Genomic DNA, 24,653 nt, shown 5'->3' with positions numbered 1-24,653 from the left:
TAAAAGATATTACTCAATTGCGCTAGAGCGGTTTCAGTCAGAACCGCCTGAGGGGACAAGTTATGGCGGATGACGGCCTGTTGCGGAACATGATCACCGATGAGTCGGTGGACCTGATGCGGCGACGGATCGGCTTTCCGAACCCCACGCTGCGCACCGGGGCGATCGACGAGCCGTGGAACCTCGCCTGCACCGACGATGCCGTGCGCCGCTTCGCGATCTGCATCGGCGACGACAATCCGCTGTTCGTGGATCCGGACTATGCGAAGGGCACGCGCTGGGGCGGCGTGATCGCGCCGCCGGCGTTCGAAAAGTCGATGGGGATCAATCGGAATCCGGTGATGGACCCGGATGAAGCGAAGATCACGTCGAAGGCGCTACGCGGTATTCAGCTATTTCATTCGGGCGGCGAGAATTTTTATTACGCGCCGATCATGGAGGGCACGAAGCTCTATCGCTCGCGCTTCGTGAAGGCGGTCGAGGACAAGCCGTCGGAGTTTTCGGGCCGCTCGGTGATCGTCACCAACGGGCTGTGCCTGTGGGATCAGAACGACAAGGTTCTGGTCGACGGCGTCGACTGGTTCATCCATGCCGAACGCAAGAAGAAGAGCGGCGACGCCAAGGCGAAATATGCCAAGGAGGAGCCGGCCTCCTACACCGACGAGGATCTGGCCGAGATCGAGGCGGCGTACGACAACGAATATCGTCGCGGCGCCGATACGCTGTACATGGAGGACTGCACCGTCGGGCAGGAACTGCCCAAGATGGTCAAGGGGCCGCTGACGGTCACCGATCTTATCAACCTGCATATGGGCGCGGGCTGGCTGATCTACGGCAACTGGCCGAACCGGCTGGCATACGAGAATCGCAAGAAGCTGCGCGGTTTCTACAGCCGCGATGAATATAACGCCTGGGATACGGTGCAGCGCGTCCATTGGGACAAGGAGCTGGCCGACAAGGTGGGCGTGCGGATGATGTACGACATCGGCCCGGTGCGGCAGTTCCACATTTCCAACTTCCTGACCAATTTCGCGGGCGACGACAGCTTCATCCACCGCATCAAGTTCGAGTTCCGCCGCTTCAACTATATCGGTGACGTGACCTGGATGACGGGCGAGATCACCGAGGTTTCGGTCGACGAGACGCTCGGGCCGAAGATCGAGGTCGCGCTGCGCGGCACCAACCAGCGCGGGATCGAGAATATCCGCGCGACGGCGACGATCCTGGTGGCGTCGAAGAAGCACGGTCCGGTAAAGCTGCCTGAGAGCCCGAAGCCGACGGAGCATCGGGCCAAGTAGGATAGGGGAAGCCAGATGATGCAGCCGACGATCGCCCATTGGATATTGCTCGTCGGCGGCCTCCTGCCGATATTTTCGGTCGCGATCGCGAAGGCGACGCGCAGTTACGACAATGCCGATCCGCGCAATCCGGCGAACTTCGCCGATCCGGTGCGGCAGCGCGCGCATGCGGCGCACGCCAACAGCTATGAGGCGTTTCCGTTCTTCGCCGTGGGCGTGCTGCTCGCGACCTTGCGCGCCGCGCCTCCCGGCCATGTCGATCTGGCGGCGGGCATCTGGCTGGTGTTCCGGCTGCTCTACATCGGCTGCTATCTCGGCGGCTGGGCCGGCCTGCGATCGATCACCTGGTTCGGCGCCTTCTTCGCGGCCTTGTCGCTCTATGTGATCGCGCTGACCTGACGGGAGAGAGAGCGATGCGGGACTATCGCGAACGTTATGGCGAATGGGCGCTGATCCTCGGCGCATCGCAGGGGCTGGGCCGCGCGATTGCGGCGGAGGCGGCGCGACGCAAGCTGAACCTTGTCATGGTCGCGCGACGCGAGGCGCCTTTGATCGAGGCTGCACGCGAGATCGAGGCTGAGTTGGGCATTCAAACGAAGACGCTGGCGATGGATATGGCGCGCGACGATATCGTCGATGCGATCGAGGCTGGCCTAGGCGGGATCGATATCGCCTTCATGGTCTATAATGCCGCCGCCGAACCGCATGGCGAATTCCTGGAACAGGATGTCGCGACGCATCTGGAGAATATCGCGGTCAACTGCACCACGCCGACGCTGCTGGTGCACCATTTCGGGCGCAAGATGGTGGCGCGCGGCCGCGGCGGGATCGTGATCTGCTCCTCGCTCGCCGCCGATCAGGGCATCTACAGCTACGTCACTTATGGCGCTGCCAAGGCCTATGAGATGATCCTGGGCGAAGGGCTGTGGGAGGAATTGCGCCACCACGGGGTCGACGCGACCGCGCTGATGGTCGGATCGACCTACACCCCCAATTTCCGCGAATCGCAGCGCAAGAAGGGGACGTTGTTCGCCGACAGCCCCGCGCCGGAAGGCATAGCCGAGGGCATTCCGCTGCCCCAGCTGCCCGAAGATGCTGCCGCCAGCCTGTTCGCGCAGATCGACGGTGAATGGCTGCCGCGCATCTTCGCCAATCCGCGCGACGAGCAGAATGCGATCGCGAACCGCGACAAGAGCCGTGTCGAAATGATCATGCGGATGGGCGACGCGATGCGCACCGGCTGGCGCAAGCCGATGGACCCCGTGGGGTAAGAGGGGGCGTTAGAGCGACCCTTCCGGCGCAACGTCGCCATCGGGCAGGAACATGCCCACGCGCCATTCCTTCGACGTCGGATCATTCTTGTACGCGGCGAAATCGCGCACGCCTTCGTCGTAGAGGAAGGTGTCGTCGATGAAGAAGTTGCCGGTGCATTCACGCGCCGGCTTGGTGAAGATCCGGTAGGCCGCGTCCGACATGATCTCGGGCTTGCGGCATTTGCGCATCTCGTCCGAATTGCCGACCGCAAACTCGATCGCCGAAGTGGCGATGCCGACGCGCGGCCACAGGCAATTGAAGGCGATTCCCGCCTCGCGATATTCCTCGGCCATGCCCAGCATCGCCATCGACATCGAATATTTGGTGATCGTGTAGGCGACGTGCCCCGCAAACCACTTCGGATCGAGGTTAAGCGGCGGCGACAGCGTCAGGACGTGCGGATTCGCGGCCTTCTTCAGATGGGGGATCGCCGCCTTCGAGGCGAGGAAAGTGCCGCGCGTGTTGACCTGATTCATCAGGTCCCACCGCTTCATCTCGCTATCCTCGACCCCGGTCTTGGAGATCGCCGAAGCGTTGTTGACCAGGATGTCGATCCCGCCGAAGCGCGCGACCGCCGCGTCGATCGCGGCCTGAACGCTGTCCTCATGCCGCACGTCGACGACGATCGGCAGCGCCTGGCCGCCTGCTTTCTCGATGTCTTCGGCTGCCGAATAGATCGTGCCGGGCAGGTGCTTGTGCGCTTCGGTCGTCTTAGCGGCTACGACGATATTGGCTCCGTCGCGCGCGGCGCGTAGGGCGATCGCCAGCCCGATCCCCCGGCTTGCGCCCGTGATGAACAGCGTCTTTCCGGTAAGGCTCAAGGCAACGACCCCATTTGAGATTACTCTTTTGCGCTTTGGCCATAATATTATAACGTGGCAAGTCCCATCGTCAGGAGCCCGAATGTCCCGTCCCAAGGAGCCCAGAACGTCCGCCGTCGATCAGGCCGCCCGAGCGCTGCGCGATATGGCCATGAAACGTGAGGAGGGGCAGCTGGTCGGGTCAGAAGACGAGCTGATGACCCGGCTGGGCGTAAGCCGCCCGACGCTGCGCCAGGCGGCCGCTCTGGTCGCGCAGGAACATCTGATCGAGATCAAGCGCGGCGTTAACGGCGGTTACTTCACCTCGCGGCCGAGCAGCATCACGGTCGCGCGGATCGCCGCCATCTATCTCGAGGCGCATGACGCCAAGCTGCGCGAACTGGTCCGCGCGGTGGAGCCGATCCGCCATGAACTCGCGCAGCTTGCCGCGCGCAACCGCGATCCGGAGGCATTGGCCGCGCTCGGCGCCTTCCTCGACAAGGAGCGCGCGCTCGACGAGCAGGGTGGGGCGAACGACTATCTGACCTTCCTGAAGACCGAGCGCGAGCTGGGCCGGTTGATCGGGCGGGCGAGCGGCAACCTGCTGCTCGAGCTGTTCCTGAACATCACCTATGATCTGGCGGCGCGCGTCAGCGGCACCGACGACGTCTATGCGCATCGGCCCGACCGGATCGAGCAATATCGCCTCCACCGCAACCAGATGGTTGCCGCGATCCTGAGCGGGGATGAGGAGATGGCCTCGCTCGCCACGCGGCGCTGTTCGACGATCGTCGTCGAATGGATGCAGGACGATATGGGCAGCGGCGGCTTCCAGTCCGATCCGATGGCGCTTCCGGCACGCTGATGGACGGAGAGGCCGTCCCTGGCGGCGGCCTCGGAATGCCGCTGTCGCTCGACATGCGCGAGAGGATCGAGGCGCTGATCGCGCCCTTGCGGTCGCCCTTGTCCGAATATGGCTTCGCGAACCTCTGGCTGTTCCGCGACCGGCATGACTATCGCTTCGTCGATGGCGATCTGCCGCACATCACCGGCCGCACCTATGATGGGGAGCGGCATGCTATGCCGCTGGTGTCGATCGATGCGGAGGGGGCGGCGCGGCTGCTCGATGGCGTCGACTGCCTCTATCCGTTGAGCGATGATGCGCTGGCGCAGGCCGGGTTCGACGTGCGCTGGAACGACGACGATGCCGACTATGTCTATCGCGCCGAGGCGCTGGCGAAGCTTGATGGCGCCAAGGCCAAGCGGGCGCAGGCGCGCGCTTTCGAGGCCGAGCAGGCGCCGGTCGCGGAGCCGCTGAGCGACGCCAATCTCGTGTCGGCGCGGACGGTGCTCGATGGCTGGCTCGCCGATGTCGGGCGCGATCCGGATATGACCGATCTCGATGCCTGCCGTGAGGCGCTGGCGCGGCGCGAGGCGCTGGGACTCGACGGGTTGCTGGTGACGACGGGGGCGGGGGAGCCGGCGGCGTTCCTGCTGGCGGGGACCAATGCAGACGGATCGCGCGTCGTCCATTTCGCCAAGGGGCGCCGCGTCCATGCCGGCGCCTATCCGTGGATGTTCGCGCGGTTCGCGGCAACGTGCGGGGCGGCGATCGTCAACTTCGAACAGGATCTGGGCAAGCCGGGCTTCGCGCAGGCGAAGCGCGCGCTGGCGCCGATGGGGCAGCTTCGGAAGTACAGAGCAAGCAAAAGGGGTGGAGCATGAAGGCGTTGATGGCGGATCTGCAGGCGGAATATGACGAGCTGGCCGATTGGCTGGCGACCTTGCCCGAGGCCGATTGGGGCAAGCACACCGTCTTCTACGACTGGACCGTGGCCGACGAGGTGATGCACCTCCACCAGGTCGACCTGTTCGGCTTGATCGCGATGCGCGACGCCGCCGAGTTTGCCGAGCTGTTCAAGGCGGTGCGTGCGGGGCAGGCGCAGGGGATCGAGTTGAGCCAGGAGATGCGCACCCGCTTCGGCCATCTCGCGCCTGCTGAGCAACTGGCCGCGTGGCGCGCGACCTATGAGGAGGTGCTGGCGCGCTTCGCCGCTTCGGATGCCGAGACGCGGATGCCGTGGTTCGGGCCGGAAATGGGCGTCGCTTCCTTCGCCGCCGCGCGGCAGATGGAGGTGTGGGCGCACGGGCAGGACATTTATGACCTGTTCCGCGTCCGCCGCCCGTCGCACGACCGCATCCGTGCGATCTGCGATCTGGGGGTGAGGACGCAGGGCTGGTCTTTCCGCAACCGTGGCCTCGATCGCCCCGCGCCGCCGCGCGTGACGCTGACCGCGCCGTCGGGTGCGGTGTGGGAATGGACCCCGGACGGGGCCGAGAGCATCACCGGCCCGGCCGAGGATTTCGCACTGGTCGTCACGCAGCGCCGGCATGTCGACGACACCGATCTGATCGTGACCGGCGCAGGCGCGCGGGCGTGGATGGAGGTGGCGCAATGCTTTGCGGGCAAGCCGGCCGACGGGCCGGCGGCTGGGGTGCGGAAGGTGGACTACGCCTGATCCGTCATCCCGGCGGAGGCCGGGATGTCAGGAGGTTCTTGCGACCAACTGCCGCCTAGATGCTCGCTGAGATCCCGGCCTCCGCCGGGATGACGACTGTTCAAAGCGGGATGTTGTAGAGCTTCGAGGCGTTGGTGCTGAGGATCTTCTCGCGCTCCTCGAAGGTCAGCTGCGCCAGGCCCGAGGCCGCATGTTCGAGCGGTTCGGGGTAAAGGCAGGTTGGGTGCGGGAAGTCGGTTTCGAACATGACGTTGTCGACACCGCACTGGCGCACCGTGGCGGCCATATTCTTCCGTTCGAACCAGAAGCAGCCGTAGATGTTGCGGCGGAAATATTCCTCCGGCGTGAGCGAAAAGGTCTTCGTCACAGCATTTTCGTGGAGCTGATATTCGAGCGTTTCGAGCAGGAAGGGGATCCAGCCGATCCCGCTTTCGACCGAGACGAACTTGATCGTCGGATAGCGATCGAGAATGCCCGACAGGATGATGTTCGCCATCACGCGGGCATTGCCGAAGAACAGCATCGACGAACCGATGGCGAAGCGGATGTCGTGCGGCTCGGACGGCCAGAAGCTGCTGCCGAACCACGCTGACGAGCTTTCCGACGCGCCGATGTGGAAGTTGATCGGCATGTCGTTGGCAACGCACGCTTCCCACAGCGGATCCCAATGGCGTTCGGCCAGATCGGGCAGGCCGTTATTCTGCGGGTCCGAATTGATGATGACGCCGCGCAGGCCCATCTTCTTGGCGCGCTCCACCTCGGCGACCGAACGCTTCACATCCCACCAGGGGAGCAGCGCCATGCCGTAGATGCGCTGCTTCGATTGCTGCAGCATATCGGCCATCGCGTCGTTGTAGATTTCGATGCTGGCGATGCGGATATTCTCGTCGGCGTCCCAGCCGCGCTGGCCGCCGAAGCCGAGGACGTTGGGATAGACGATCTGGGCGTGGATGCCCGCTTCGTCCATCACCTCGAGCCGTTCCTTGACGCTGTGCGCGCCAGCATGGACGTCGCCGATCTGCCAGTCGAAGAATTCCAGCGAGCGCGACTTGCTGCCGTCTTTCTTGATCACCGAGATCGGGCTGGCGCCGATGCCCGACAGCTGCTTGCCCTCACCGATGATCCAGGTGGGCTTGCCCTCGAACAGATCGACGCGGGGGACGAGATTTTTCAGGTTGGCGGGCGCGCGGCTGGTCCACAGATCATGCGGTTCGCTCAGATGCGTGTCGGTGTCGATGATCTTGATGCCGGCGATCAGATCGCGCGCGGTGGGCTTCAATTGCGTAGCCATGATCCTGCTCCTCTATTTGAACAGGAGGGTGCGCCTGTCGCCGGTTCGGGGCAACTCCGGGACTTATCGCGAAGGCGCATAAGCTTTGGCGCGGGCGACAGGCGGTGCGAGTCGCGCGGAATTCGAAATACGAAACTTATCAAACTTGTCACTACGTCGGCTTCGGAATCGCCTCCCGCACGGATTTTCGTGAGCAGCGTGCGCCGATGATGAGCGATGCGGGCCATGTCGCGATCTTATGGATCGGACCGGGTGTAGGACAGCTTCAGACGTGCGAGGTCTCGGCGATCGCATCCGCCAGCGCGGGGCGGCGGCTGTTGTGCCAGAGGAGGAGACCGGCGGCGACGATCAGCGACGCGCCGAGCATTGCCAGCGCATCGGGCCAGGTGCCGAATACCAGCACGCCGAAGACGATCGCGACGAGCATCTGGAAATACATGAAGGGCGCGATGTGGGCGGCGCTGGTCCGTTCGGTGGCCATGAACAACAGGATCTGGCCGCCCGTCGCGACGACGGCGATCGCGCAGGCCGTAAGGACAATGCCGAGGCTGGGCCATACCAGATGCAGCCCCTCCGCCCCCGAAACATCGCCCACCAACGCGGCGATCAGCGTGAAGGGGAGGGCGCAGCCCGATCCGAGCAACTGCATCTGGAGCGCGCTGGCATGGCCCACGGCCATCCGGTTGAACAGGACGAGGAAGGCGAGACACAAGGCGCTGACAAGCGGCCACAGCCCCGCCCAGCCGACGTTGGACAATTCGGGCTTGATGACCAGCGCGATGCCAATGATCGCGAGAAGTGACGCTGGCCAGGTGACGCGCGGCGCGCGTTCGCCGAGGAACAGGGCCGAGATCATCACGAGCATCAGCGGGCTTGCGAACTGGATCATCGTGGAGGCGGCGAGCGGCATGTAGCGCAGGCCGACGAAGACCGAGACGGTGCTGAGCGCGATGGCCGCGCCGCGCGCAAGCTGCATCCGCCACAGGGGGAAGGTGAAGCCCGCACGCCCTTCACGCAGCCACAGGATGATCGCGATCCCGACCGCTGCGAACAGATGGCGCAGGCAAGCAAGCGCGGTGCCCGGATAATGGCCGGTCACGAGCTTTGCGATGCCGTCGCTGATCGCGAACAGGCCATAGCCCGAAAGCGCGAGCATCATGCTGCGCAGGCCGAGGCCATGATCCTGTTCCGGTGGGTTCATCAGGCCGTGCGATAGAAGCGGCGCGTGCCGCCGACAACCATCGGCATCGCATCCTGCACGAAACGCAGCCAGCGCGGATCGGCATGGGTGGCGAAGCGCATCGGATTGAAGGCCGCGATCGAGGCGAGCGACCAGCTGGACAGGATGTCGGCATAGTCGCCGGTATCGTCGACGGTGCGCCAGCGTTGGAGCAGGGGCGCGCCATTTTCGGCCATGAACGGATCATAATCCGCCACCATCGCGGCGATGAAAGCGTCGGCATCCTTGGCCGCGACCCGCGCGGTGTAGGTCAGGAAGGTCGGGAAAACGTCTTCGGGCATCGGCCGGGGCGCGGCATCCGATTTAAGCGTGAAATCGTAGGTGAAGATCTTGAGCTTTTCGAGCGGGAGGCCGAGCCGCGCGAAGCCTTCGCTGCTGGAGGTGGCGAGACCGTCGCGGCTGCGCAGATACGTGTCGAGTTGTTCTTCGTCGGCAAAGGTCTGTTCCCAGATGTGGGTCCAGGGGCGGCCCTTGAACGAGACCCAGCCGACATTGTCCTCACCCAATACCGAGGCGGCCATGCCTTCGCCCTTCGCGACCATATCTGTGATCGCGGAGGCGTCCGATCCTTCGGCGACCTTCATCAGCACGATGCGGCGTATGCCCTTTTCGATGCGCGGGGCGGGCGTGTCGAAGGTGTAGCGGGTGGCGTAGATGTCCTGCGTGATGCATTCGGGACTGTCGGCCATCAGATAATTGTCGAGCATCTGCGCGTGATAGGCGTGCAGCATATAAGGGCCGGTATAGGCCGCCTCGTCGACGAAGTTGTTTTCCCAGATGACGGTGTCGCTGTCATAATCGAGGCCCGCCGCGGAATCGACGAGGCCGGGCAGGAAGCGATCGGTATCGTCGAAGCCCTTGCGGAACGCCTCGACCTGCGTGTCATCAACGCCATAGCGCAGCGGCATGATGTAGAAGCGCCGGATCATCGTCTCTCTCCCCTTAGGATCGCTTAGTCGCGGAAGCCCGCGCCGCCATTGACCGCGAAGGTCTGGCCCGTGATCCATTCGGCATCGTCGGAGAGGAGGAAGGCAAGCATCGACGCAATGTCTTCCGGCTGGCCGAAGCGGGGCAGGGGCGTGTCGGCCAGAGCGCGCTCGCGCATGTCCGGCGTCAGGTTGACCATCGCGCCCGGCGTCTCGACGAGGCCGGGGGAGACGCCGTTGCAGCGGATATTCGCCTTGCCCACCAGCCGCGCGACGTGGCGGATCAGCGCCTGAAGCCCTGCCTTCGACGCGGCATAAGCGGGAAGGGCGGGCATGCCGTTGAACGCCGAACCCGATGAAACCGCCGCGATCGATCCGCCGCCTGCCGCCTTCAGATGCGGGATCGCCGCGCGGATCAGCACGGCGGGGCCGATCAGGTTGACGCGGTTGGTCCGCTCCCAGATCGCGACGTCCATGTCGGGCACGGGATGATCGTTGCCCATCGTCGCCTTGGACAGATCGGCGCCGGTGATCGCGACGCCGTCGAGCCCGCCGAACGCCTCGACGGCGGCGGAGACGAGCTTTTCGGCCGAGGCTTCGTCGGCGAGATCGTAATGCTGCGTCAGGATCGCGCCGCGCTCGGCCTTCAGAGTGTCGAGCGCGGGCAGGTTGATGTCGCCCACCAGCACCTGCGCGCCTTCGTCGATCAGCCGCACAGCCAGCCGCGATCCCATGCCGGTCGCGCCGCCGCCGATGATGAAACGCTTGTTTTTCAGGCCTCTCATGACGCTCTCCTCTCGGTTGCGCCTTTTTTTCCGTTCGTGTCGAGCGAAGTCGAGACACGTTGGCTGGGCGCTTGTGAACGTGTCTCGACTTCGCTCGACACGAACGGATTTGTTTTGCTTCTACGTTCGGTTTGGAACCGGCTTGAATACCCCGCTCATGCGCAAAACCTCGCGGCCGTTGGTGGTGGCCATCGCGTCGGCGAAGATCAGGTTGGCGGTGCGCTTGCGGGTGACGACCTGCGCCTCGATCCATTCGCCGACCTTCACCGGGCGGATGAAATCGGCGGTGAGGTTGATCGTGATGCCCATCGTGATGATCGTCAGCGCGAAATCGGCGAAGGTCATCAGGAAGCCGCCATGCGCATAGCCTTGCGTGTTCGACTGGCCTTCGCAGATCAGGGTGCCGAGCGTATGATTGCCGTCATCTTGCCGCCGGATGAAATAATCGGCGGAGCGGCCGATGAACTGGCCGGGACCGGGCAGATGGACGAAGCCCGGCGGGGGCGTGAAATCGGGCGGCACCCAGCCGAATTCGCCTGTCGGTGCCGCGTCGATATGCCTCATGCCGGCAACTTGAACTTCTGCACCTTGCCGGTCGCGTTGGTGGGCAGTTCGTCCGAGAAGATGACCGAGCGAGGCACCTTGAAATTGGCCATATGCTCACGGCTCCACGCGATCAGGCCCTTTTCGTCCAGTTCGGCGCCGGGTTTGAGCACGACATAGGCACGGCCGACTTCGCCCATGCGCTCGTCGGGAATGCCGGTGACGGCGACCTGGAGGATGGCGGGATGCGCGAGCAGCATTTTCTCGATCTCGGCCGGATAGCAGTTGAACCCTCCGACGATGAAGATGTCCTTCTTGCGATCGGTGATGCGCAGATAGCCGGCCTCGTCGAGGATGCCGATGTCGCCCGAATGGAGCCAGCCATCGGGATCGATCGCTTCCTCGGTCGCCTTTTCGTCGTCGAGATAGCCGAGCATCACGTTCATGCCGCGGATCATCACCTCGCCAGCCTCACCGGCGGGCAACGTATTGCCATCGCCGTCGACGATCTTGAGTTCGATCCCCTCGATCGCGCTGCCGCACGAATTGACGATCGTTTCGGGCGGATCGCCGACCTTCGACATGGTCGCGGTGCCGTTGCATTCGGTGAGGCCGTAGCCGGTCAGCACCGTCGGGATGCCCAGCACCTCGTTCATCGCGGTGATCATCGACGGCGCGACCGAGGCGGCGCCGGTGACCGAGACGCGGATCGATGCGATGCGCTTCGGATCGAAATCCTTGGCATTGAGGAGCGTGGTGAAAAGGGTCGGCGGGCCGGGCAGGAAGGTCACCTGCTCGCGCTCGACCTTGTCGACGAGGCTCGGCACGTCGAGCGTCGCTTCGGGAACGATGCCCGCGCCGACCGCGAGGCAGACGACCCAGGCGGCCTTGTAGCCCGAACAGTGGAAGAACGGCCACATGACGAGGAAGCGATCGCCCGCCGTCAGCGTGGTCGCCTTGGCCCACAGGCGCGCGGTTTCGACGACCTGCGCGTGGGTGGCCAGCACGCCCTTGGGATCGCCGGTGGTGCCGCTGGTGAACATGATGTCGCACACCGTATCGCCGGTCAGCGCGGCGGTGCGCGCTTCACCCTCGGTGATGCTCGCGGGGGTGGCGGAGGCGAGGAAGGCGTCCCAGCCCTTGAGGCCGTCCGCGCCGATGTGGATCACGCGGCGCATGTGCGGGATGGCAAGGCCCTCGATCACCTCTGCATAGCGAGTGTCGAGGAATTCAGTCGCGGCGACGGCCATCACCGTGTTCGAGCGGCGCAGGATATAGTCGACCTCGGCGCCGCGGAAGCGCGTGTTGAGCGGCACCAGCACACCGCCCGCCGCCTGCAGGCCGAGGCAGGCGATGATCCATTCGATCGAGTTGGACGCCCAGATCGCAACGCGCTCGCCTGGTTGCAGCCCCGCCGCGACGAAGGCGCCCGCCGCCTGCTTCATCGCCTGCGCGAGTTCGGCGAAGGTCAGGCGCTTGTCATTATCGATCACGCCCATCACGTCGGGCCAGGTCGCCGCCGCTTCGAGCGCGGTGTGCGGGATGGTGACGGCTCGGTTCACGCGGAAGCCTCCGCGGCCTTGGCGGCTTCTGCGGCCTTGCGGGCCTCCACCAGCGCGTTGCGCGCGAGCATCATGTTGAGCGACTCCCGATCGAGCGAGGCGGCGAAACCTTCGGTCAGCGCCGCGTTGAGATTGGCCTTGGCATAAGCCACGCCTTGCCCCGGCAATGCCGCCAATTGGCGGGCGACCGCCATCGTCTCCGCAACGAGTTCCGCATCGTCGTAAACCCGATCGACCAGACCGAAGCCGAGCGCCTGTTCGGCGCTGCGCTTCTCATCGATCAGGTAGAGCTGGCGCGCCTTCGACGGGCCGAGAATGTGGGTCCACAGCCAACTGCCCCCATAATCGCCGGGCATGCCGCCGGTGGTGAAGGCCGCGCGGAACTTGGCGCCCGCGCCGGCGAAGCGGAAATCGCATGCGGCGGCGAGGCTGAGTCCCGCGCCCGCGCACGCGCCGTTGATCATCGCGATCGTGGGCTTGGGCATTTCGTGGAGGATGCGCGACGCCTCGACCGAACGGCGCAGCCAGCGCACCCGGCTTTCGGTGGTCGACCGCTTCGGCGCGGTGCCCGCGACGCGATCCGCCGACGCCTTGCCGATCGCCTTGACGTCCCCGCCCGCGCAGAAGCCCTTGCCCGCGCCGGTCAGGATCACGCAGCCGATCTTGTCGTCCTCCGCCACACGACGCACGGCCGCGAGCAGTTCGCGCATCAGTTCGGTGTCGAGCGCGTTGAGGCTGTCGGGCCGGTTGAGCGTGAGGGTCGCGACGCGATCCTCGACCGTCTCGATCAAAACATCGGCCAACTAAGCTCTCCCATTCCAACTTTTCCGCGAGGTGGTTTCGTATATAGAGTTATCTCAAATCGGAAGGGAAGAGATTCACGATGCAGTTCAGAGAAGCCTTCATCTGCGAACCGCTGCGCACGCCGGTCGGTCGCTTCGGCGGCATGTACAAGGACGTCAGCGCGCATTTCCTGGGCGCGGCGGTGGTCAAGGCGCTGATGGAGCGGACGGGGCTTCCGGGCGAGGCGGTCGACGATGTGCTGTTCGCGCAATGCTATCCGTCGATGGACGCACCGGCGCTCGGCCGCGTGGTTGCGCTCGATGCGGGCCTGCCGATCACGGTGGGCGGTCTTCAGATCGATCGCCGCTGCGGTTCGGGCCTGCAGGCGCTGATCTATGCCGCGCTGCAGGTGTCGAGCGGCGCGTCCGAGGTCGTCCTGGCGGGCGGCGCCGAATCGATGAGCAACGCGCCTTTCTATTCGACCGAGCAGCGCTGGGGCATCAAGGGCAGCGCGGCCGTGTTTCACGATGCACTCGCGCGCGGTCGCGTAACGGCGGGCGGCATCAACTATCCGGTGCCCGGCGGGATGATCGAGACGGCCGAAAATCTGCGCAAGGATCACAATATCCCGCGTCTGGAGCAGGACGAGTTTGCGGTGCGATCGCACCAGAATGCGGTCAAGGCGCAGCAGTCGGGCGCCTTCGCCGAGGAGATCGTGCCCGTCACGCTCAAGACCAAGAAGGGCGACGTCGTCATCGACACCGACGAGCATCCGCGCGCGGATACGACGGTCGAGGCGCTGGCGCGGCTCAAGCCGATGCTCGCCAAGGATCCCGAGGCGACCGTGACCGCGGGCAATGCATCGGGCCAGAATGACGGCGCGTCGGTCGCGATCGTCGCGTCGCGCGAGGCGGTCGACAAATATGGCCTCAAGGTGTTCGGCAAGCTGGTGTCGTGGGGCATTGCGGGCGTCGAGCCGAGCCGGATGGGCATCGGCCCGGTCCCGGCGACGCAGAAGGCGCTCGACAATGCGGGGCTGAAGCTGAGCGATCTCGACCTGATCGAACTCAACGAAGCCTTTGCGTCGCAGGTGCTGGCCTGCACGCGCGACTGGGGCTTCGCCAAGTCGGACTTCGATCGCTTCAACGTCAACGGTTCGGGCATTTCGCTGGGCCACCCGGTCGGCGCGACGGGCGGCCGTATTCTCGCCACGCTGCTGCGGGAAATGAAGCGGCGAAACGTCCGCTACGGCCTCGAGACGATGTGCATCGGCGGCGGGCAGGGGCTGGCCGCGATCTTCGAACGGGCCGAGTAGAGCATAGAGTTATCTCTAATGACGGTTCATAATTTCACGGGTGCCGGCGGCGCAAAGATCGCCGCCGACATCGTGGGCGAAGGCAGGCCGGTGGTGATGCTCCACGGCGCGGGGCAGACCCGCGGTTCGTGGTGGCGCACCGCGGCGATGTTCGCCGATCAGGGCTATCGCGCAATCACGCTCGACGCGCGCGGGCATGGCCAGAGCGACTGGTCGGCCGACGGTTACGGCATGGACGTGTTCGTCGACGATCTGCGCGCGGTGCTCGATCAGGTCGAGGCGCGGCCCGCGCTGATCGGCGCGTCGCTGGGCGGGCTGACGTCGATGGTGGCGATCGGGGAGGCGGATCGCGCGATCGCCTCCGCGCTCGTCCTCGTCGACATCACCCCGCACATCAGGCGCGAGGGCGGTTCGGCGATCCAGGGCTTCATGGGCGCGAATCCCGAAGGCTTTGCGACCGTCGAGGAGGCGGCGGATGCCGTCTCGCGCTATTTGCCGCATCGGCCGAGGCCCAAGAGCGTCGAAGGGCTGCGGCGCAATTTGCGCGAGCGCGAGGACGGACGGCTCGTCTGGCATTGGGATCCGGCCTTCATCAATCCGCGCCCCGGCCACCGACCCGATATCGACGTGATGCAGGCGCGATTGGACGAGGCGGCGCGCGCGATCGAGGTGCCGACACTGATGGTGCGCGGATCGGATAGCGAGATCGTGTCGGACGAAGGCGTCGAGCAGTTTCGTCGCCTCGTCCCCACGGCGGAGATTGTCGAGGTGAGCGGCGCGCGGCATATGGTCGCCGGAGACGCCAACACCGACTTCGCGGGCGCGACCATCGAGTTTCTCTCCCGCGTCTATCCGGCCTGATTTCGAAGGGATTTCCTATGCGCCTGCGTTCGATGCTGTTCGTGCCGGGGGACCGGCCCGACCGGATGGAAAAGGCGTTGGGCGTCGGCGCCGACGCGCTGATCCTCGACCTTGAGGATGCGGTCGCCCCCGACAGCAAGCCCGCCGCGCGCGGCATGGTCGCCGAATTCCTGAAGGCGAAGACCGAGCGCCCGGCGCCGCTGTTCGTCCGCATCAACCCGGTCGATCTGGGCATGGTCGAGGAGGATATGGCGGCTGCGGCCGACGCCGATGCGATCATGGTCCCCAAGGCGGAGGGCCGCGCGACGATGGAGGTCATCGCGCCCTATCTGCGCCGCATGAACAAGAAGGCGCTGCTGATCACCTGCGAGACGCCAGCCGCCGTCTTCACGCTGGGTGACTATGCTTTGTTCAAGGATCTGCTGATCGGCCTGAGCTGGGGCGGGGAGGATATGGCGGTCGGCGTCGGCGCGACTGCGAATCGCGAGGACGGCATCCACACGCCGCCCTTCCAGCTGATCCGATCGCTCACTTTGTTTGCGGCGCATGGCGCGGGGGTGAAGCCGGTCGATACGGTCTATCCGGCGTTCACCGATCTGGAAGGGCTGGCGGCCTATGCCGGTCGCGCGCGGCGTGATGGCTTTCAGGGGATGCTGGCGATCCACCCATCGCAGATCCCGGTCATCAACGCCGCCTTCACGCCCAGCGAGGCCGAGATCGAACATGCCAAGGCGATCATCGCCGCGTTCGACGCGAACCCCGGCGTCGGCGCGCTCCGCCTCGACGGCCGCATGATCGACATGCCGCACCTGAAGCTGGCGCAGGCCACACTCGCGGCGGCGGGCTAGGCCACTCTCCTCACCACTCGTCATTGCGACCCCGGACTTGATCCGGGGGAAGCAATCCATTCCGCATTCGGAGTGGATTGCCGCGTCGCCTTCGGCTCCTCGCAATGACGAGGAGAGTGAGATGACGGTGTGGCTTAAAACTCCGCGATCAGGCGCAGACCGGCGCGGGGGCGGACGGCGCTGCCGCGCGCCTTGGTAGCGCCGATGCCGGCCTGCATCGAAACCGGCCCGAAATCGTGGTGGAGCTGCGGCATGATCAGCCAGTATCGATCGCCGCCCGTCCGATAATTGGCCTCGATCCCCAGGATCGTGTCGGGGCCGAGATCGTAGAAGATCGACTGGTTGAGCAGCAGCGCGCTGGCGTTCGGGCCGGAGAAGGTGACATCGCCGATGCCGATCATCGTCATGCTGCTCCACCGTTCGCCCAGCCGGTTGCCGATCAGGTAGAGCAGGCTCGAATACCAGCGGTCGTCGGCGCGATCATAGACGCCCAGATATTGGACGCCGTGGACGGCATCTCCGCCGCGCAGCGTGCCGAACGTGCCCTGAAGACCCATCTTGTAGGCCGTAACCTTGCGATCGGTGAGCGGCAGTTCGAGTTCGGCGGCAAAGCCGTCGGCCAGCGCCATTTCGACCTCGGGCGCCCATTCGACCTCGCGATGCCGCCCGGACAGATTGATCTGGCCCAACGTATTCGCCTCCAGCTCGCCCTTCTTCGCGCCGAGTGGGCGGACCATATCGAACACCATCGGTTCGGGGATGGCGGGATAGGTCTGCGCGTGGACGGGCAAGGCGACGGTTGCGGCGAGGATCGGCAGGAAAAGCCGGAGAGGGTGCATCGACGGAAATATCCTCGCTATGAAGCGCCGGCCGACGGGTGGCGCGAAGGAGGATTGTGATCTTCGGATCGGCTTACACGGACCTTACGGATCAGCAGTTCAGGGAATGGGGCCATGCGGCTGCTGATCGTCGAGGATAATGACGAGCTGGCGCGTCTGCTGGGCGAGGTGCTGGCGCGCGCGGGGCTGGCGAGCGATCGGGCGGCGACGCTGGCCGACGGGCAGTTGCTGCTCGACGTGTCGCATTATGCCGCGGTGATCCTCGATCTCGGGCTGGGCGATGAGGATGGGCTGGCGCTGCTGCGATCGCTGCGCGCGCGTGGCGATGCGACGCCGGTCCTGATCCTGACGGCGCGGGGCGCGGTGTCCGATCGGGTCGCGGGGCTGAACCAAGGGAGCGACGATTATCTGGTGAAGCCGTTCGCGCCCGAGGAGCTGGTGGCGCGCATCCACGCGCTGTTGCGCCGGCCCGACGCCGCTTATGGGCGCAGCATTCGGGCGGGGGCGATCACGCTCGATATCGAGGCGCAGGATCTGCGGATCGCGGGCCGATCGCATCAGGTGCCGGCGCGCGAGATGCAGTTGCTGGTGATGCTCGCGCGGCAGCAGGGGCGGGTGGTGCGCAAGGCGCAGCTCGAAAGCGCGCTGTTCGGCGCGGACGACGATTATAGTTCGAACGCGGTCGAGGTTTACATGCACCGCCTGCGCCGCCGGCTGGAGGCGCTCGGGGCGGGCGTGGGGATCAGCACGGTGCGCGGGGTCGGCTATATGCTGGCCGAGGATAGGCCATGAGCCGGCCGGGATCGATCCTGTCGCGCATCCTGTGGATGCATGCCGCTGCGCTGCTGGCGACGACGTTGATCGTGGCGAGCGCGGTCTATCTGTTCCTCGATTCCACCGCCGATCGGCTGCAGCGCCAGACGCTGACCGCGCATGCCGAGACGCTGCAGCGGGGGCTGGTGCGCGGTGGCGATGGCGCACTTTACCTGCGCGGCGAGGCGGCGGATGCGATACGGGGCAGCGGGGCGAGCTTTTCCTACCGCGTGATCGACAAGGGTGGGCGCGTGGTGCTGGGCGCACGGCGCGGTGCGCGGGTGGACGATGCGGTGCCGCGCGATCCTGGCCCGTCCTTCTTTCGCCAGCATTCGCGGCGGGCGGTGTTTTCGGGGTTGAGCGTACCGGTCGGGCAGGGCGGGGGGCTTTGGATCGTGGTGATCCAGAATCTCGAACATCCCGACGTGATCGTCGACGATATCGTGCAGCAATTCCTGTTGTGGGGGGCGTTGCTGATCGCGCTGATCCTGGCGGTGCTGCTCGCGGTCGACCTGCTGATCGTGCGGCGGGCGCTGCGGCCGGTGAATGCCGCGTCGTCGCATGTTCGCACGCTGGACGTCCACGATCTCGACGTGCGCCTGCCCGATGCCGAGATGCCGACGGAGATCCGTCCGCTGGCCGTCGCGGTCAATCAGGCGCTCGATCGCGTGGCGCGCGGCTATGGCATCCAGCGCGACTTCATTGCCGATGCTGCGCACGAACTGCGCACCCCGCTGGCCATCGCGCGGATGCGCGTCGATGCGGTTGCCGATGCGGAGGTGGCGGCCGCATTGCGCGCCAATCTGGATCAGCTGGGGCGGATCGTGGGGCAGTTGCTCGACATCGCCGATGCCGACAATGCCCCGCCGATCCGCGATGTGGTGGACCTGCAGGCGCTGGCGATGGCGGCGGTTCAGGATATGGCGCCGCTCGCGATCCGGGGCGGGCGCAGCATCGCGTTCGATGGCGGCGACGGAGAGATGGCGGTCTATGGATCGGCGCGGTTGATCACGCGGGCTTTGGGTGCGCTGATCGAAAATGCGCTGCACCACACGCCGCCCGGCGCATCGATCATCGTGGGCGTCCACGAAGACGGGACGTTGTCGGTCGCCGATGACGGGCCGGGCGTGGCGGCGGAGGATCGGCCGCATATGCTGCGCCGTTTCTGGCGGAAGGATCGATCGGGCAACGCCCATTCGGGCCTCGGCCTCGCGATCGTCGCGCAGGTGGCGCGGGTCCACCGCACGATGGTCGATTATGCCGGGACGCCGGGGGGCGGAGCGACCTTCCTGATACGGTTCGAACCGGTCAGATCGTCTCCGACGCCCTGAGCGCCGCAACCTCATCGGCCGAGAAGCCGAGTTCCGTCAGAACGTCGCCCGTATGCTGGCCCAAGGTCGGGGGCGGGGTGCGGATGTCGGCGGGGGTTTCGCTGAGGTTTACCGGCATGCGGAACAGGGTCGCGCCGTCGGCGAGGCCGGGATAGGCGACCTGCTGCTTCATTCCCATCGCCTCGACCTGCGGATGGGCGAGGACTTCGCGCGGCGAGAGGATCGGGGCGGCGGGGATGCCTGCGGCGCCCAGCTCCGCAATCGCCTGATCGCTGCTGCGCTCGGCGCACCATTTGCCCATGCGTTCGGACAGCACATCGCCATTGTCGCCGCGGGTGCCGTCGCTGGCGAAGCGCGGATCGTCGAGCCATTCGGGCTCGCCCATCAGCTTGGTCCAGCGCTTGAACAGCGGGTTGGAGACGACCTGGGTGACGATCCAGCCGTCGGTCGTCTTGTAGATGTCGGTCGGGCCGTTGATGAAGCTGCGGTTGCCGATCGCGGTGCGATCGATCCCCAGCGCCGCCTGCTCGACGAGGTAGGTGGTCGAAAAGGACACCGCCGATCCGAGCAGGCTGCCGTCGATCTGCTGCCCACGGCCGGAGCGGTTACGCTCCCACAAGGCCATCATCACCCCGATCGCGGCATAGAGGCCGGTCGCGTGATCGACCCAGCTGATCGGGGTGCGATAGGGCTGGTCTGCGGTGCCCGTCAGATGCACCCCGCCGCTCATCGCCTGGCCGACCGAGTCGAATCCGCCCTTGTCCTTCCACGGGCCGACGGGGCCGAACGAGGAGACGTTCGACAGGATGATGTCGGGCTTGATGGCTTCCAGCGTCTCATAATCGATGCCCATGCCGGCGAGCGCGCTGTCGGGGACGTTGGCCATCACCACGTCGGCGCTTTCGATCAGGCGGCGCAGCACTTCCTTGGATTCCGGCGTGCGCGTGTCGATCGCGACCGATCGTTTGTTGCGGCTCATCTGGAGGAAGATCGATCCCTCGCCATCGTCGGTGATGGGGGCGACAAGCCGGTCCTCGCCGCCCTGGCGCCGTTCGATCCGGATCACGTCGGCGCCGAAATCGGCGAGCACGGTCGCGCCATAGGGGCCGGCGACATAGCGGCCGAAATCAAGCACCCGGATGCCGTCCAAAACCCCTGCCACCGTCTCTCTCCTGTTATTCAGGTAGTTCTTTTAGAAAGCGGAATATAATTCCGCAATGCAGAATTGAGCTTGGCTTTGGCGTCGAAGGGACTACAAACCCCACCCGACTCCGGCCGCCTTGCCGGCCTGCAATCATAACGGATGGACCGATGGACACCGAAACCTTTGCCATGCTTCGCGAAACCGTGCGCCGCTTCGTCGACGAGCGGCTGATTCCCAACGAGGACCGCGTCGAGCATGAGGATGCGGTGCCGCAGGAAATCATCGACGAGATGCGCGATCTGGGCCTGTTCGGCCTGACCGTGCCCGAAGAATATGGCGGCCTAGGCCTCACCTCGGCCGAGGAAGTGCAGGTGATCTACGAACTGGGCCGCACCAGCTTCGCCTATCGTTCGGTGATCGGCACCACCGTCGGCATCGGCAGCCAGGGCATCGTCATGGACGGTACCGAGGCGCAGAAGCAGGAATGGCTGCCTAAGCTCGCCGGCGGCATGTTCGCCAGCTTCGCACTGACCGAGCCGAATGCGGGTTCGGACGCCGCATCGATCACCACCACCGCTATCCGCGAGGGCGACGTCTATCGCGTCAACGGCACCAAGCGCTTCATCACCAATGCGCCGCGCGCGGGCATGTTCACGCTGATGGCGCGCAGCCAGCCCGACGTGAAGGGCGCCGCCGGCGTCACCGCCTTCATCCTGCCGGCCGAGACCAAGGGCATCAGCTTCGGCAAGCTCGACAAGAAGATGGGCCAGAAGGGCACGATGACGTGCGACGTCATCCTCGACGACGTGATCATCCCGGCCGAAAACATCATCGGCGGTGTGCCCGAGCGCGGCTTCAAGACCGCGATGAAGGTTCTCGATCGCGGCCGCATCCACCTGTCGGCGCTGTCGAGCGGCATGTGCGATCGTCTGGTGCAGGAAAGCGTCAATTACGCGGTCGAGCGCAAGCAGTTCGGGCAGGCGATCGGCCAGTTCCAGCTGATCCAGGGCCTGATCGCCGATAGCCGCACCGAAGCCTATGCGGCTTGGCTGATGACGCAGGATGTCGCCAAGCGTTACGACGCGGGCGAGAAGGTTTCGGCCGACGTCGCATCGACCAAGTATTTCGCATCGGAAGCGCTGGGCCGCGTCGCGGATCGCGCGGTGCAGATCCACGGCGGCGCGGGCTATATGGCCGAATATAAGGTCGAGCGCTTCTATCGCGACGTCCGCCTGATGCGCATCTACGAGGGCACTTCGCAGGTTCAGCAGACGATCATCGCCAAGGCGCTGCTGCGCGAGGCGGGCCTGAAGGTCTGATCGGGGCCGGGGCGGAGACGCGCGGGCGTGGCCAAGGAATTCGGCAAGGTTCTCTCGCTTCCCGGTGCGGAGGAGGAGAAGACCGATCGCCAGTTCGTGACCGCGCTCGCCCGCGGGCTGGAGGTGCTGCGCGCCTTCACGCCCGAGGACGGCCCGCTCGGCAATCAGGAACTGGCGGAGCGGACGGGACTGCCGAAAGCGACCGTCTCGCGGATCACGCATACGCTCACCACGCTCGGCTATCTCGATTATCTGCCGCGCCTGTCGCGCTACATGATCGCGCCGTCGGTGCTGTCGCTGGGCGCGGCGTGCGTCGCGGCGGCGGGTATCCGGCGGATCGCGATGCCGCACATGAAGGATCTCGCCGAATATAGCGACGCTTCGGTGGCGCTGGGCGCGCGCGATCGGCTGACGATGATCTATCTCGATGTCGAACGCGGGAGCCGCACGGTGGCGTTCAGCCTCGATGCCGGCGCGCGCGTGCCGATCCACCGGTCGGCGATGGGTGCGGCCTATCTGTCGGGCCTGCCGGATAAGGACCGCACCGTCCTGATGGATGCGATCGCGCGGGCGAGTGAGGATCACTGGCCGGCCACGAAGACGCGGCTCGAAGGCGCCTTCGCCCAGATCGAGGCGCGCGGCTACTGCGTCTTCGAAGGGACTTATGACCGTGCGATCAACGGCGTGGGCGCGGTGCTGGTGCAGAATGACGGCACCGTCCACGGCTTCACCTGTTCGGCCCCAACCTATTTGTTCACGCCCGAGCGGATGGAAGCCGATATCGGCCCCCGCCTTGTCGCGATGAAGGAAGCGGTGCGGGCGGAATTGAGCCAGCGGCGCTGGTGACGACGACATTTCGGAAAAGAGGAGAGGGATATGGCCGAAGTCTTGAAAGAAACGCCGATCGAAGGCGTCGCGCTGCTGAAGCTCAACCGGCCCGAAGTGTTGAACGCGCTGAGCGTTCCGCTCCGTCTCGAACTCGCCGCGCATATCGATGAGCTGAACCTCGATCCGGCGGTGCGCGCGATCGTCATCACGGGTGACGAGAAGGCATTTGCGGCGGGCGCGGACCTGACCGAACTCAAGAAGCGCACCGTGCGCGACGCCCAGACGCGGGAATCGGTCGCGGCCTGGGTCGCGCTGCGCGCCTGCCAGAAGCCGGTGATCGCCGCGGTCAACGGCTTCGCGCTGGGCGGCGGTTCGGAACTCGCCTTCCATTGCGACATCATCATCGCAGGCGAGGGCGCGAAGTTCGGTCTGCCCGAGGTCAAGGTCGGCATCATGCCGGGCGCCGGCGGCACGCAGCGGCTGGTCCGCGCGGTCGGCAAGTTCAAGGCGTCGCGCTACCTGCTGACCGGCGATCTGATCCCGGCCGAAGTCGCCTACACGATGGGCATCGTTTCCGAAGTCGTGCCCGACGATCAGGTCATCCCGCACGCGTTGAAGATCGCGTCGAAGATCGCGGCACTGCCGCCGCTCGCGGTGCAGGCGATCAAGGAGGCGGTGGGCCTTGGCCCCGACGCCTCGCTCGACACCGCGCTCGCGCTCGAACGCAAGACCTTCCAGCTTCTCTTCACCACCGAGGACCGCGACGAGGGCATCGCCGCCTTCCTCGAAAAGCGTAAACCCGTCTTCAAGGGACGTTGATCAATGGCTGAAACCACCACTCTCGGCGTCGTCGGCGCCGGCCCGATGGGCGCGGGCATCGCGCAGATCGGCCTCACCGCCGGCCTCAAGGTCGTCCTGTTCGATCTGTCGGCCGATGCGCTCGCCAAGGCGGGCAAGGACATTATCGGCCGCATCGCGCGCATGGTCGAAAAGGGTCAGCTCGCCGATGGTTATACCGCCGAAGCCGAAGCGCGGCTGACGCTCGCGACCGACCTGAACCAGTTCGCGCCGTGCGAGACGGTGGTCGAAGCGATCATCGAGCGGTTGGAGCCGAAGCAGAAGCTGTTCGCGCAGCTGGAGGAGATTGTGTCGGCCGACGCGATCCTGGCGACCAACACCTCCTCGCTCTCGGTCGCGGCGATCGCGGCGGGCTGCAAGAACAAGGCGCGCGTCTGCGGGTTGCACTTCTTCAACCCCGTGCCGCTGATGAAGCTGGTCGAGGTGATCACCGCGCCCGCCACGTCGCAGGCGGTGGCGGACGATGCGACCGCCTTGTCGAAGATCCTCGGCAAGGTGCCCGTCACCGTGAAGGACGGCCCCGGCTTCCTCGTCAATCTGCAGGGCCGCGCCTATACGCAGGAAGGTCTGGCGGTCGTGCAGGAGCAGGTGACCGACCCGGCGACCGTCGATCGCATCATGCGCGACGGCGCGGGCTTCCGCATGGGGCCGTTCGAACTGATGGACCTGACTGGCATCGACGTGAACTTCCCGGCGACGTCGTACATCTATCAGGGCTATCAGCATGATCCGCGCCTGAAGACGACGACGCTGCACGAGATAATGTTCCACGCAGGGCTGTTCGGTCGCAAGACCGGCCAGGGCTTCTTCAAGTACGGCGACGAGGCCAAGGATGTCGCGCCCGCGCCGGAAGTGGGCGAGGGCGGTCCGTTCGCCGCGAAGATCGGTGACGGTTCGGCAGATTTCGCTGCGCTCACCGAACTCGGCCTCGTCGATGGCGACGGCCCGACTTTGGTCGCGCCGCTGGGCGAGGATTGCTCGAGCATTTGCGCGCGCCTCGGCCTCGATCCCAAGACGACCGTCGCGATCGATTTCACCGCGGTCGACAAGAAGCATCTGACGCTGATGACCGCGCCGGGCGGCTCGGCGGCGGCGCAGCCGGTGGCCGCGTGGCTGCGCGGGCATGGCTTCATCGTCGAGGTGATCAAGGATTCGGCGGGCTTCGTGCTGCAGCGTATCCTGTGCATGATCGCGAACCTCGGCAGCGAACTGGCGCAGATCGGGGTGGGTTCGCCCGCCGACATCGATCTGGGCATGAAGTTGGCGCAGAACTATCCGGCCGGCCCGCTCGAATGGGCGGAGAAGATCGGCGTCGCGAAGACCTACAAGATCATGCAGGGCCTGCAGGAGGCGACCGGATCGGATCGCTACCGCCCGAGCCTGTGGCTGCGTCGTCGCGCGCTGCTCGGCCAGTCGATCTATCAGGCCGATTGATC

25 protein-coding genes are annotated in these 24,653 nt (G+C 65.6%); 15 read left to right on the top strand and 10 right to left on the bottom strand.

All coding sequences use genetic code 11. The annotated features are described in order from the left end of the window. Positions 1–62: 62 nt before the first annotated feature. From EOD43_RS11835 to EOD43_RS11825, 3 genes are read left to right on the top strand one after another with little or no spacing between them, the layout of a single operon-like run. Entirely contained in the window at positions 63–1,298 is a 1,236-nt protein-coding gene (locus EOD43_RS11835; protein ID WP_127744027.1) for an FAS1-like dehydratase domain-containing protein, read from the top strand. A gap of 15 nt (positions 1,299–1,313) precedes the next feature. Beyond that, positions 1,314–1,697 (top strand): MAPEG family protein, encoded by a 384-nt coding sequence (locus tag EOD43_RS11830; RefSeq protein WP_127744025.1) that lies wholly within the window; start codon positions 1,314–1,316, stop codon positions 1,695–1,697. Between the two features lie 14 nt (positions 1,698–1,711). Next, on the top strand, positions 1,712–2,569 hold the full coding sequence (locus tag EOD43_RS11825) for an SDR family NAD(P)-dependent oxidoreductase (RefSeq protein ID WP_127744023.1): 858 nt from the start codon (positions 1,712–1,714) through the stop codon (positions 2,567–2,569). Positions 2,570–2,578: 9 nt separating this feature from the next. Here EOD43_RS11825 and EOD43_RS11820 read toward each other — a convergent pair whose 3' ends face one another. Then, on the bottom strand, positions 2,579–3,433 hold the full coding sequence (locus EOD43_RS11820; protein ID WP_127744021.1) for an SDR family oxidoreductase: 855 nt from the start codon (positions 3,431–3,433) through the stop codon (positions 2,579–2,581). 82 nt (positions 3,434–3,515) lie between these two features. On the opposite strand from EOD43_RS11820, the gene EOD43_RS11815 reads away from it, so the two are divergent. The 3 genes from EOD43_RS11815 to EOD43_RS11805 are packed head-to-tail and all read left to right on the top strand — an operon-like array spanning position 3,516 to position 5,931. Beyond that, on the top strand, positions 3,516–4,277 hold the full coding sequence (locus tag EOD43_RS11815; protein WP_164857208.1) for a FadR/GntR family transcriptional regulator: 762 nt from the start codon (positions 3,516–3,518) through the stop codon (positions 4,275–4,277). Beyond that, on the top strand, positions 4,277–5,137 hold the full coding sequence (locus tag EOD43_RS11810) for a phosphatidylglycerol lysyltransferase domain-containing protein (RefSeq protein WP_164857207.1): 861 nt from the start codon (positions 4,277–4,279) through the stop codon (positions 5,135–5,137). The genes EOD43_RS11815 and EOD43_RS11810 overlap by 1 nt, the downstream gene beginning before the upstream one ends. Continuing rightward, positions 5,134–5,931 carry a TIGR03084 family metal-binding protein gene (locus tag EOD43_RS11805; RefSeq protein WP_127744016.1) on the top strand — a complete coding sequence of 266 codons (798 nt, stop codon included), beginning with the start codon at positions 5,134–5,136 and terminating at the stop codon, positions 5,929–5,931. The genes EOD43_RS11810 and EOD43_RS11805 overlap by 4 nt, the downstream gene beginning before the upstream one ends. Positions 5,932–6,031: 100 nt before the next feature. Here the strand turns inward: EOD43_RS11805 and EOD43_RS11800 are convergent, their stop codons facing one another. The 7 genes from EOD43_RS11800 to EOD43_RS11770 all read right to left on the bottom strand — a co-directional run bounded on the left by EOD43_RS11800 (position 6,032) and on the right by EOD43_RS11770 (position 13,081). Further along, positions 6,032–7,222: an amidohydrolase family protein gene (locus EOD43_RS11800; protein WP_127744015.1), complete on the bottom strand. Its 1,191-nt coding sequence runs from the start codon at positions 7,220–7,222 to the stop codon at positions 6,032–6,034. 265 nt (positions 7,223–7,487) lie between these two features. Further along, positions 7,488–8,423 (bottom strand): DMT family transporter, encoded by a 936-nt coding sequence (locus EOD43_RS11795; protein WP_127744014.1) that lies wholly within the window; start codon positions 8,421–8,423, stop codon positions 7,488–7,490. Further along, on the bottom strand, positions 8,423–9,391 hold the full coding sequence (locus EOD43_RS11790; protein ID WP_127744013.1) for an antibiotic biosynthesis monooxygenase family protein: 969 nt from the start codon (positions 9,389–9,391) through the stop codon (positions 8,423–8,425). The genes EOD43_RS11795 and EOD43_RS11790 overlap by 1 nt, the downstream gene beginning before the upstream one ends. A gap of 23 nt (positions 9,392–9,414) precedes the next feature. Further along, on the bottom strand, positions 9,415–10,173 hold the full coding sequence (locus tag EOD43_RS11785) for an SDR family NAD(P)-dependent oxidoreductase (protein ID WP_127744012.1): 759 nt from the start codon (positions 10,171–10,173) through the stop codon (positions 9,415–9,417). Between the two features lie 120 nt (positions 10,174–10,293). Then, positions 10,294–10,737, bottom strand: a complete 444-nt coding sequence (locus EOD43_RS11780; RefSeq protein WP_127744011.1) for a PaaI family thioesterase — start codon at positions 10,735–10,737, stop codon at positions 10,294–10,296. Further along, on the bottom strand, positions 10,734–12,278 hold the full coding sequence (locus tag EOD43_RS11775) for an AMP-binding protein (RefSeq protein ID WP_127744010.1): 1,545 nt from the start codon (positions 12,276–12,278) through the stop codon (positions 10,734–10,736). The genes EOD43_RS11780 and EOD43_RS11775 overlap by 4 nt, the downstream gene beginning before the upstream one ends. After that, a complete protein-coding gene (locus EOD43_RS11770; RefSeq protein ID WP_127744009.1) occupies positions 12,275–13,081 on the bottom strand; it encodes an enoyl-CoA hydratase/isomerase family protein in 807 nt (268 codons plus the stop codon). The genes EOD43_RS11775 and EOD43_RS11770 overlap by 4 nt, the downstream gene beginning before the upstream one ends. Before the next feature lie 80 nt (positions 13,082–13,161). Here EOD43_RS11770 and EOD43_RS11765 point away from each other — a divergent pair, with 80 nt between their 5' ends. Genes EOD43_RS11765 through EOD43_RS11755 form a run of 3 tightly spaced genes read left to right on the top strand, consistent with a single transcriptional unit; the run spans position 13,162 to position 16,085 of the window. Then, entirely contained in the window at positions 13,162–14,376 is a 1,215-nt protein-coding gene (locus tag EOD43_RS11765) for an acetyl-CoA C-acetyltransferase (protein ID WP_127744008.1), read from the top strand. 18 nt (positions 14,377–14,394) lie between these two features. Continuing rightward, entirely contained in the window at positions 14,395–15,237 is an 843-nt protein-coding gene (locus EOD43_RS11760) for an alpha/beta fold hydrolase (RefSeq protein WP_127744006.1), read from the top strand. A gap of 17 nt (positions 15,238–15,254) precedes the next feature. Further along, a complete protein-coding gene (locus EOD43_RS11755; RefSeq protein WP_127744004.1) occupies positions 15,255–16,085 on the top strand; it encodes an HpcH/HpaI aldolase/citrate lyase family protein in 831 nt (276 codons plus the stop codon). Positions 16,086–16,219: 134 nt separating this feature from the next. On the opposite strand, the gene EOD43_RS11750 is transcribed toward EOD43_RS11755, so the two are convergent. Then, positions 16,220–16,924: a hypothetical protein gene (locus EOD43_RS11750; protein WP_240653162.1), complete on the bottom strand. Its 705-nt coding sequence runs from the start codon at positions 16,922–16,924 to the stop codon at positions 16,220–16,222. A 114-nt stretch (positions 16,925–17,038) separates the two neighbouring features. On the opposite strand from EOD43_RS11750, the gene EOD43_RS11745 reads away from it, so the two are divergent. Next, positions 17,039–17,716 carry a response regulator gene (locus EOD43_RS11745; protein ID WP_127744002.1) on the top strand — a complete coding sequence of 226 codons (678 nt, stop codon included), beginning with the start codon at positions 17,039–17,041 and terminating at the stop codon, positions 17,714–17,716. After that, a complete protein-coding gene (locus EOD43_RS11740; protein ID WP_127744000.1) occupies positions 17,713–19,068 on the top strand; it encodes a sensor histidine kinase in 1,356 nt (451 codons plus the stop codon). The genes EOD43_RS11745 and EOD43_RS11740 overlap by 4 nt, the downstream gene beginning before the upstream one ends. Here EOD43_RS11740 and EOD43_RS11735 read toward each other — a convergent pair. Beyond that, positions 19,046–20,230 carry a CaiB/BaiF CoA transferase family protein gene (locus tag EOD43_RS11735; RefSeq protein WP_127743998.1) on the bottom strand — a complete coding sequence of 395 codons (1,185 nt, stop codon included), beginning with the start codon at positions 20,228–20,230 and terminating at the stop codon, positions 19,046–19,048. The genes EOD43_RS11740 and EOD43_RS11735 overlap by 23 nt on opposite strands. A 149-nt stretch (positions 20,231–20,379) precedes the next feature. Between EOD43_RS11735 and EOD43_RS11730 the strand changes: the two genes are divergently transcribed. Genes EOD43_RS11730 through EOD43_RS11715 form a run of 4 tightly spaced genes read left to right on the top strand, consistent with a single transcriptional unit; the run spans position 20,380 to position 24,651 of the window. After that, positions 20,380–21,531 carry an acyl-CoA dehydrogenase family protein gene (locus EOD43_RS11730; RefSeq protein ID WP_127743996.1) on the top strand — a complete coding sequence of 384 codons (1,152 nt, stop codon included), beginning with the start codon at positions 20,380–20,382 and terminating at the stop codon, positions 21,529–21,531. Positions 21,532–21,558: 27 nt separating this feature from the next. After that, positions 21,559–22,377, top strand: coding sequence for an IclR family transcriptional regulator (locus EOD43_RS11725; RefSeq protein WP_127743994.1), 819 nt, complete (start codon positions 21,559–21,561; stop codon positions 22,375–22,377). Positions 22,378–22,407: 30 nt separating this feature from the next. Continuing rightward, positions 22,408–23,178 (top strand): enoyl-CoA hydratase-related protein, encoded by a 771-nt coding sequence (locus EOD43_RS11720; protein ID WP_127743992.1) that lies wholly within the window; start codon positions 22,408–22,410, stop codon positions 23,176–23,178. Positions 23,179–23,181: 3 nt separating this feature from the next. Beyond that, entirely contained in the window at positions 23,182–24,651 is a 1,470-nt protein-coding gene (locus EOD43_RS11715; protein WP_127743990.1) for a 3-hydroxyacyl-CoA dehydrogenase, read from the top strand. Positions 24,652–24,653 lie beyond the last annotated feature (2 nt).

Source organism: Sphingomonas crocodyli (assembly GCF_004005865.1).
Classification (GTDB): Bacteria; Pseudomonadota; Alphaproteobacteria; order Sphingomonadales; family Sphingomonadaceae; genus Rhizorhabdus; species Rhizorhabdus crocodyli.
Note: the sequence above shows the minus strand (reverse complement) of the source record. Positions and strands in the feature narration are given on the sequence as shown.

Bases quoted from the DNA above. Each gene is read 5' to 3' on its own strand.
- EOD43_RS11835 (WP_127744027.1), top strand. From the start codon at position 63: ATGGCGGATGACGGCCTGTTGCGGAACATGATCACCGATGAGTCGGTG.
- EOD43_RS11830 (WP_127744025.1), top strand. From the start codon at position 1,314: ATGATGCAGCCGACGATCGCCCATTGGATATTGCTCGTCGGCGGCCTC.
- EOD43_RS11825 (WP_127744023.1), top strand. From the start codon at position 1,712: ATGCGGGACTATCGCGAACGTTATGGCGAATGGGCGCTGATCCTCGGC.
- EOD43_RS11815 (WP_164857208.1), top strand. From the start codon at position 3,516: ATGTCCCGTCCCAAGGAGCCCAGAACGTCCGCCGTCGATCAGGCCGCC.
- EOD43_RS11810 (WP_164857207.1), top strand. From the start codon at position 4,277: ATGGACGGAGAGGCCGTCCCTGGCGGCGGCCTCGGAATGCCGCTGTCG.
- EOD43_RS11805 (WP_127744016.1), top strand. From the start codon at position 5,134: ATGAAGGCGTTGATGGCGGATCTGCAGGCGGAATATGACGAGCTGGCC.
- EOD43_RS11800 (WP_127744015.1), bottom strand. From the start codon at position 7,222: ATGGCTACGCAATTGAAGCCCACCGCGCGCGATCTGATCGCCGGCATC.
- EOD43_RS11795 (WP_127744014.1), bottom strand. From the start codon at position 8,423: ATGAACCCACCGGAACAGGATCATGGCCTCGGCCTGCGCAGCATGATG.
- EOD43_RS11790 (WP_127744013.1), bottom strand. From the start codon at position 9,391: ATGATCCGGCGCTTCTACATCATGCCGCTGCGCTATGGCGTTGATGAC.
- EOD43_RS11785 (WP_127744012.1), bottom strand. From the start codon at position 10,173: ATGAGAGGCCTGAAAAACAAGCGTTTCATCATCGGCGGCGGCGCGACC.
- EOD43_RS11780 (WP_127744011.1), bottom strand. From the start codon at position 10,737: ATGAGGCATATCGACGCGGCACCGACAGGCGAATTCGGCTGGGTGCCG.
- EOD43_RS11765 (WP_127744008.1), top strand. From the start codon at position 13,162: ATGCAGTTCAGAGAAGCCTTCATCTGCGAACCGCTGCGCACGCCGGTC.
- EOD43_RS11760 (WP_127744006.1), top strand. From the start codon at position 14,395: ATGACGGTTCATAATTTCACGGGTGCCGGCGGCGCAAAGATCGCCGCC.
- EOD43_RS11755 (WP_127744004.1), top strand. From the start codon at position 15,255: ATGCGCCTGCGTTCGATGCTGTTCGTGCCGGGGGACCGGCCCGACCGG.
- EOD43_RS11750 (WP_240653162.1), bottom strand. From the start codon at position 16,924: ATGCACCCTCTCCGGCTTTTCCTGCCGATCCTCGCCGCAACCGTCGCC.
- EOD43_RS11745 (WP_127744002.1), top strand. From the start codon at position 17,039: ATGCGGCTGCTGATCGTCGAGGATAATGACGAGCTGGCGCGTCTGCTG.
- EOD43_RS11740 (WP_127744000.1), top strand. From the start codon at position 17,713: ATGAGCCGGCCGGGATCGATCCTGTCGCGCATCCTGTGGATGCATGCC.
- EOD43_RS11730 (WP_127743996.1), top strand. From the start codon at position 20,380: ATGGACACCGAAACCTTTGCCATGCTTCGCGAAACCGTGCGCCGCTTC.
- EOD43_RS11720 (WP_127743992.1), top strand. From the start codon at position 22,408: ATGGCCGAAGTCTTGAAAGAAACGCCGATCGAAGGCGTCGCGCTGCTG.
- EOD43_RS11715 (WP_127743990.1), top strand. From the start codon at position 23,182: ATGGCTGAAACCACCACTCTCGGCGTCGTCGGCGCCGGCCCGATGGGC.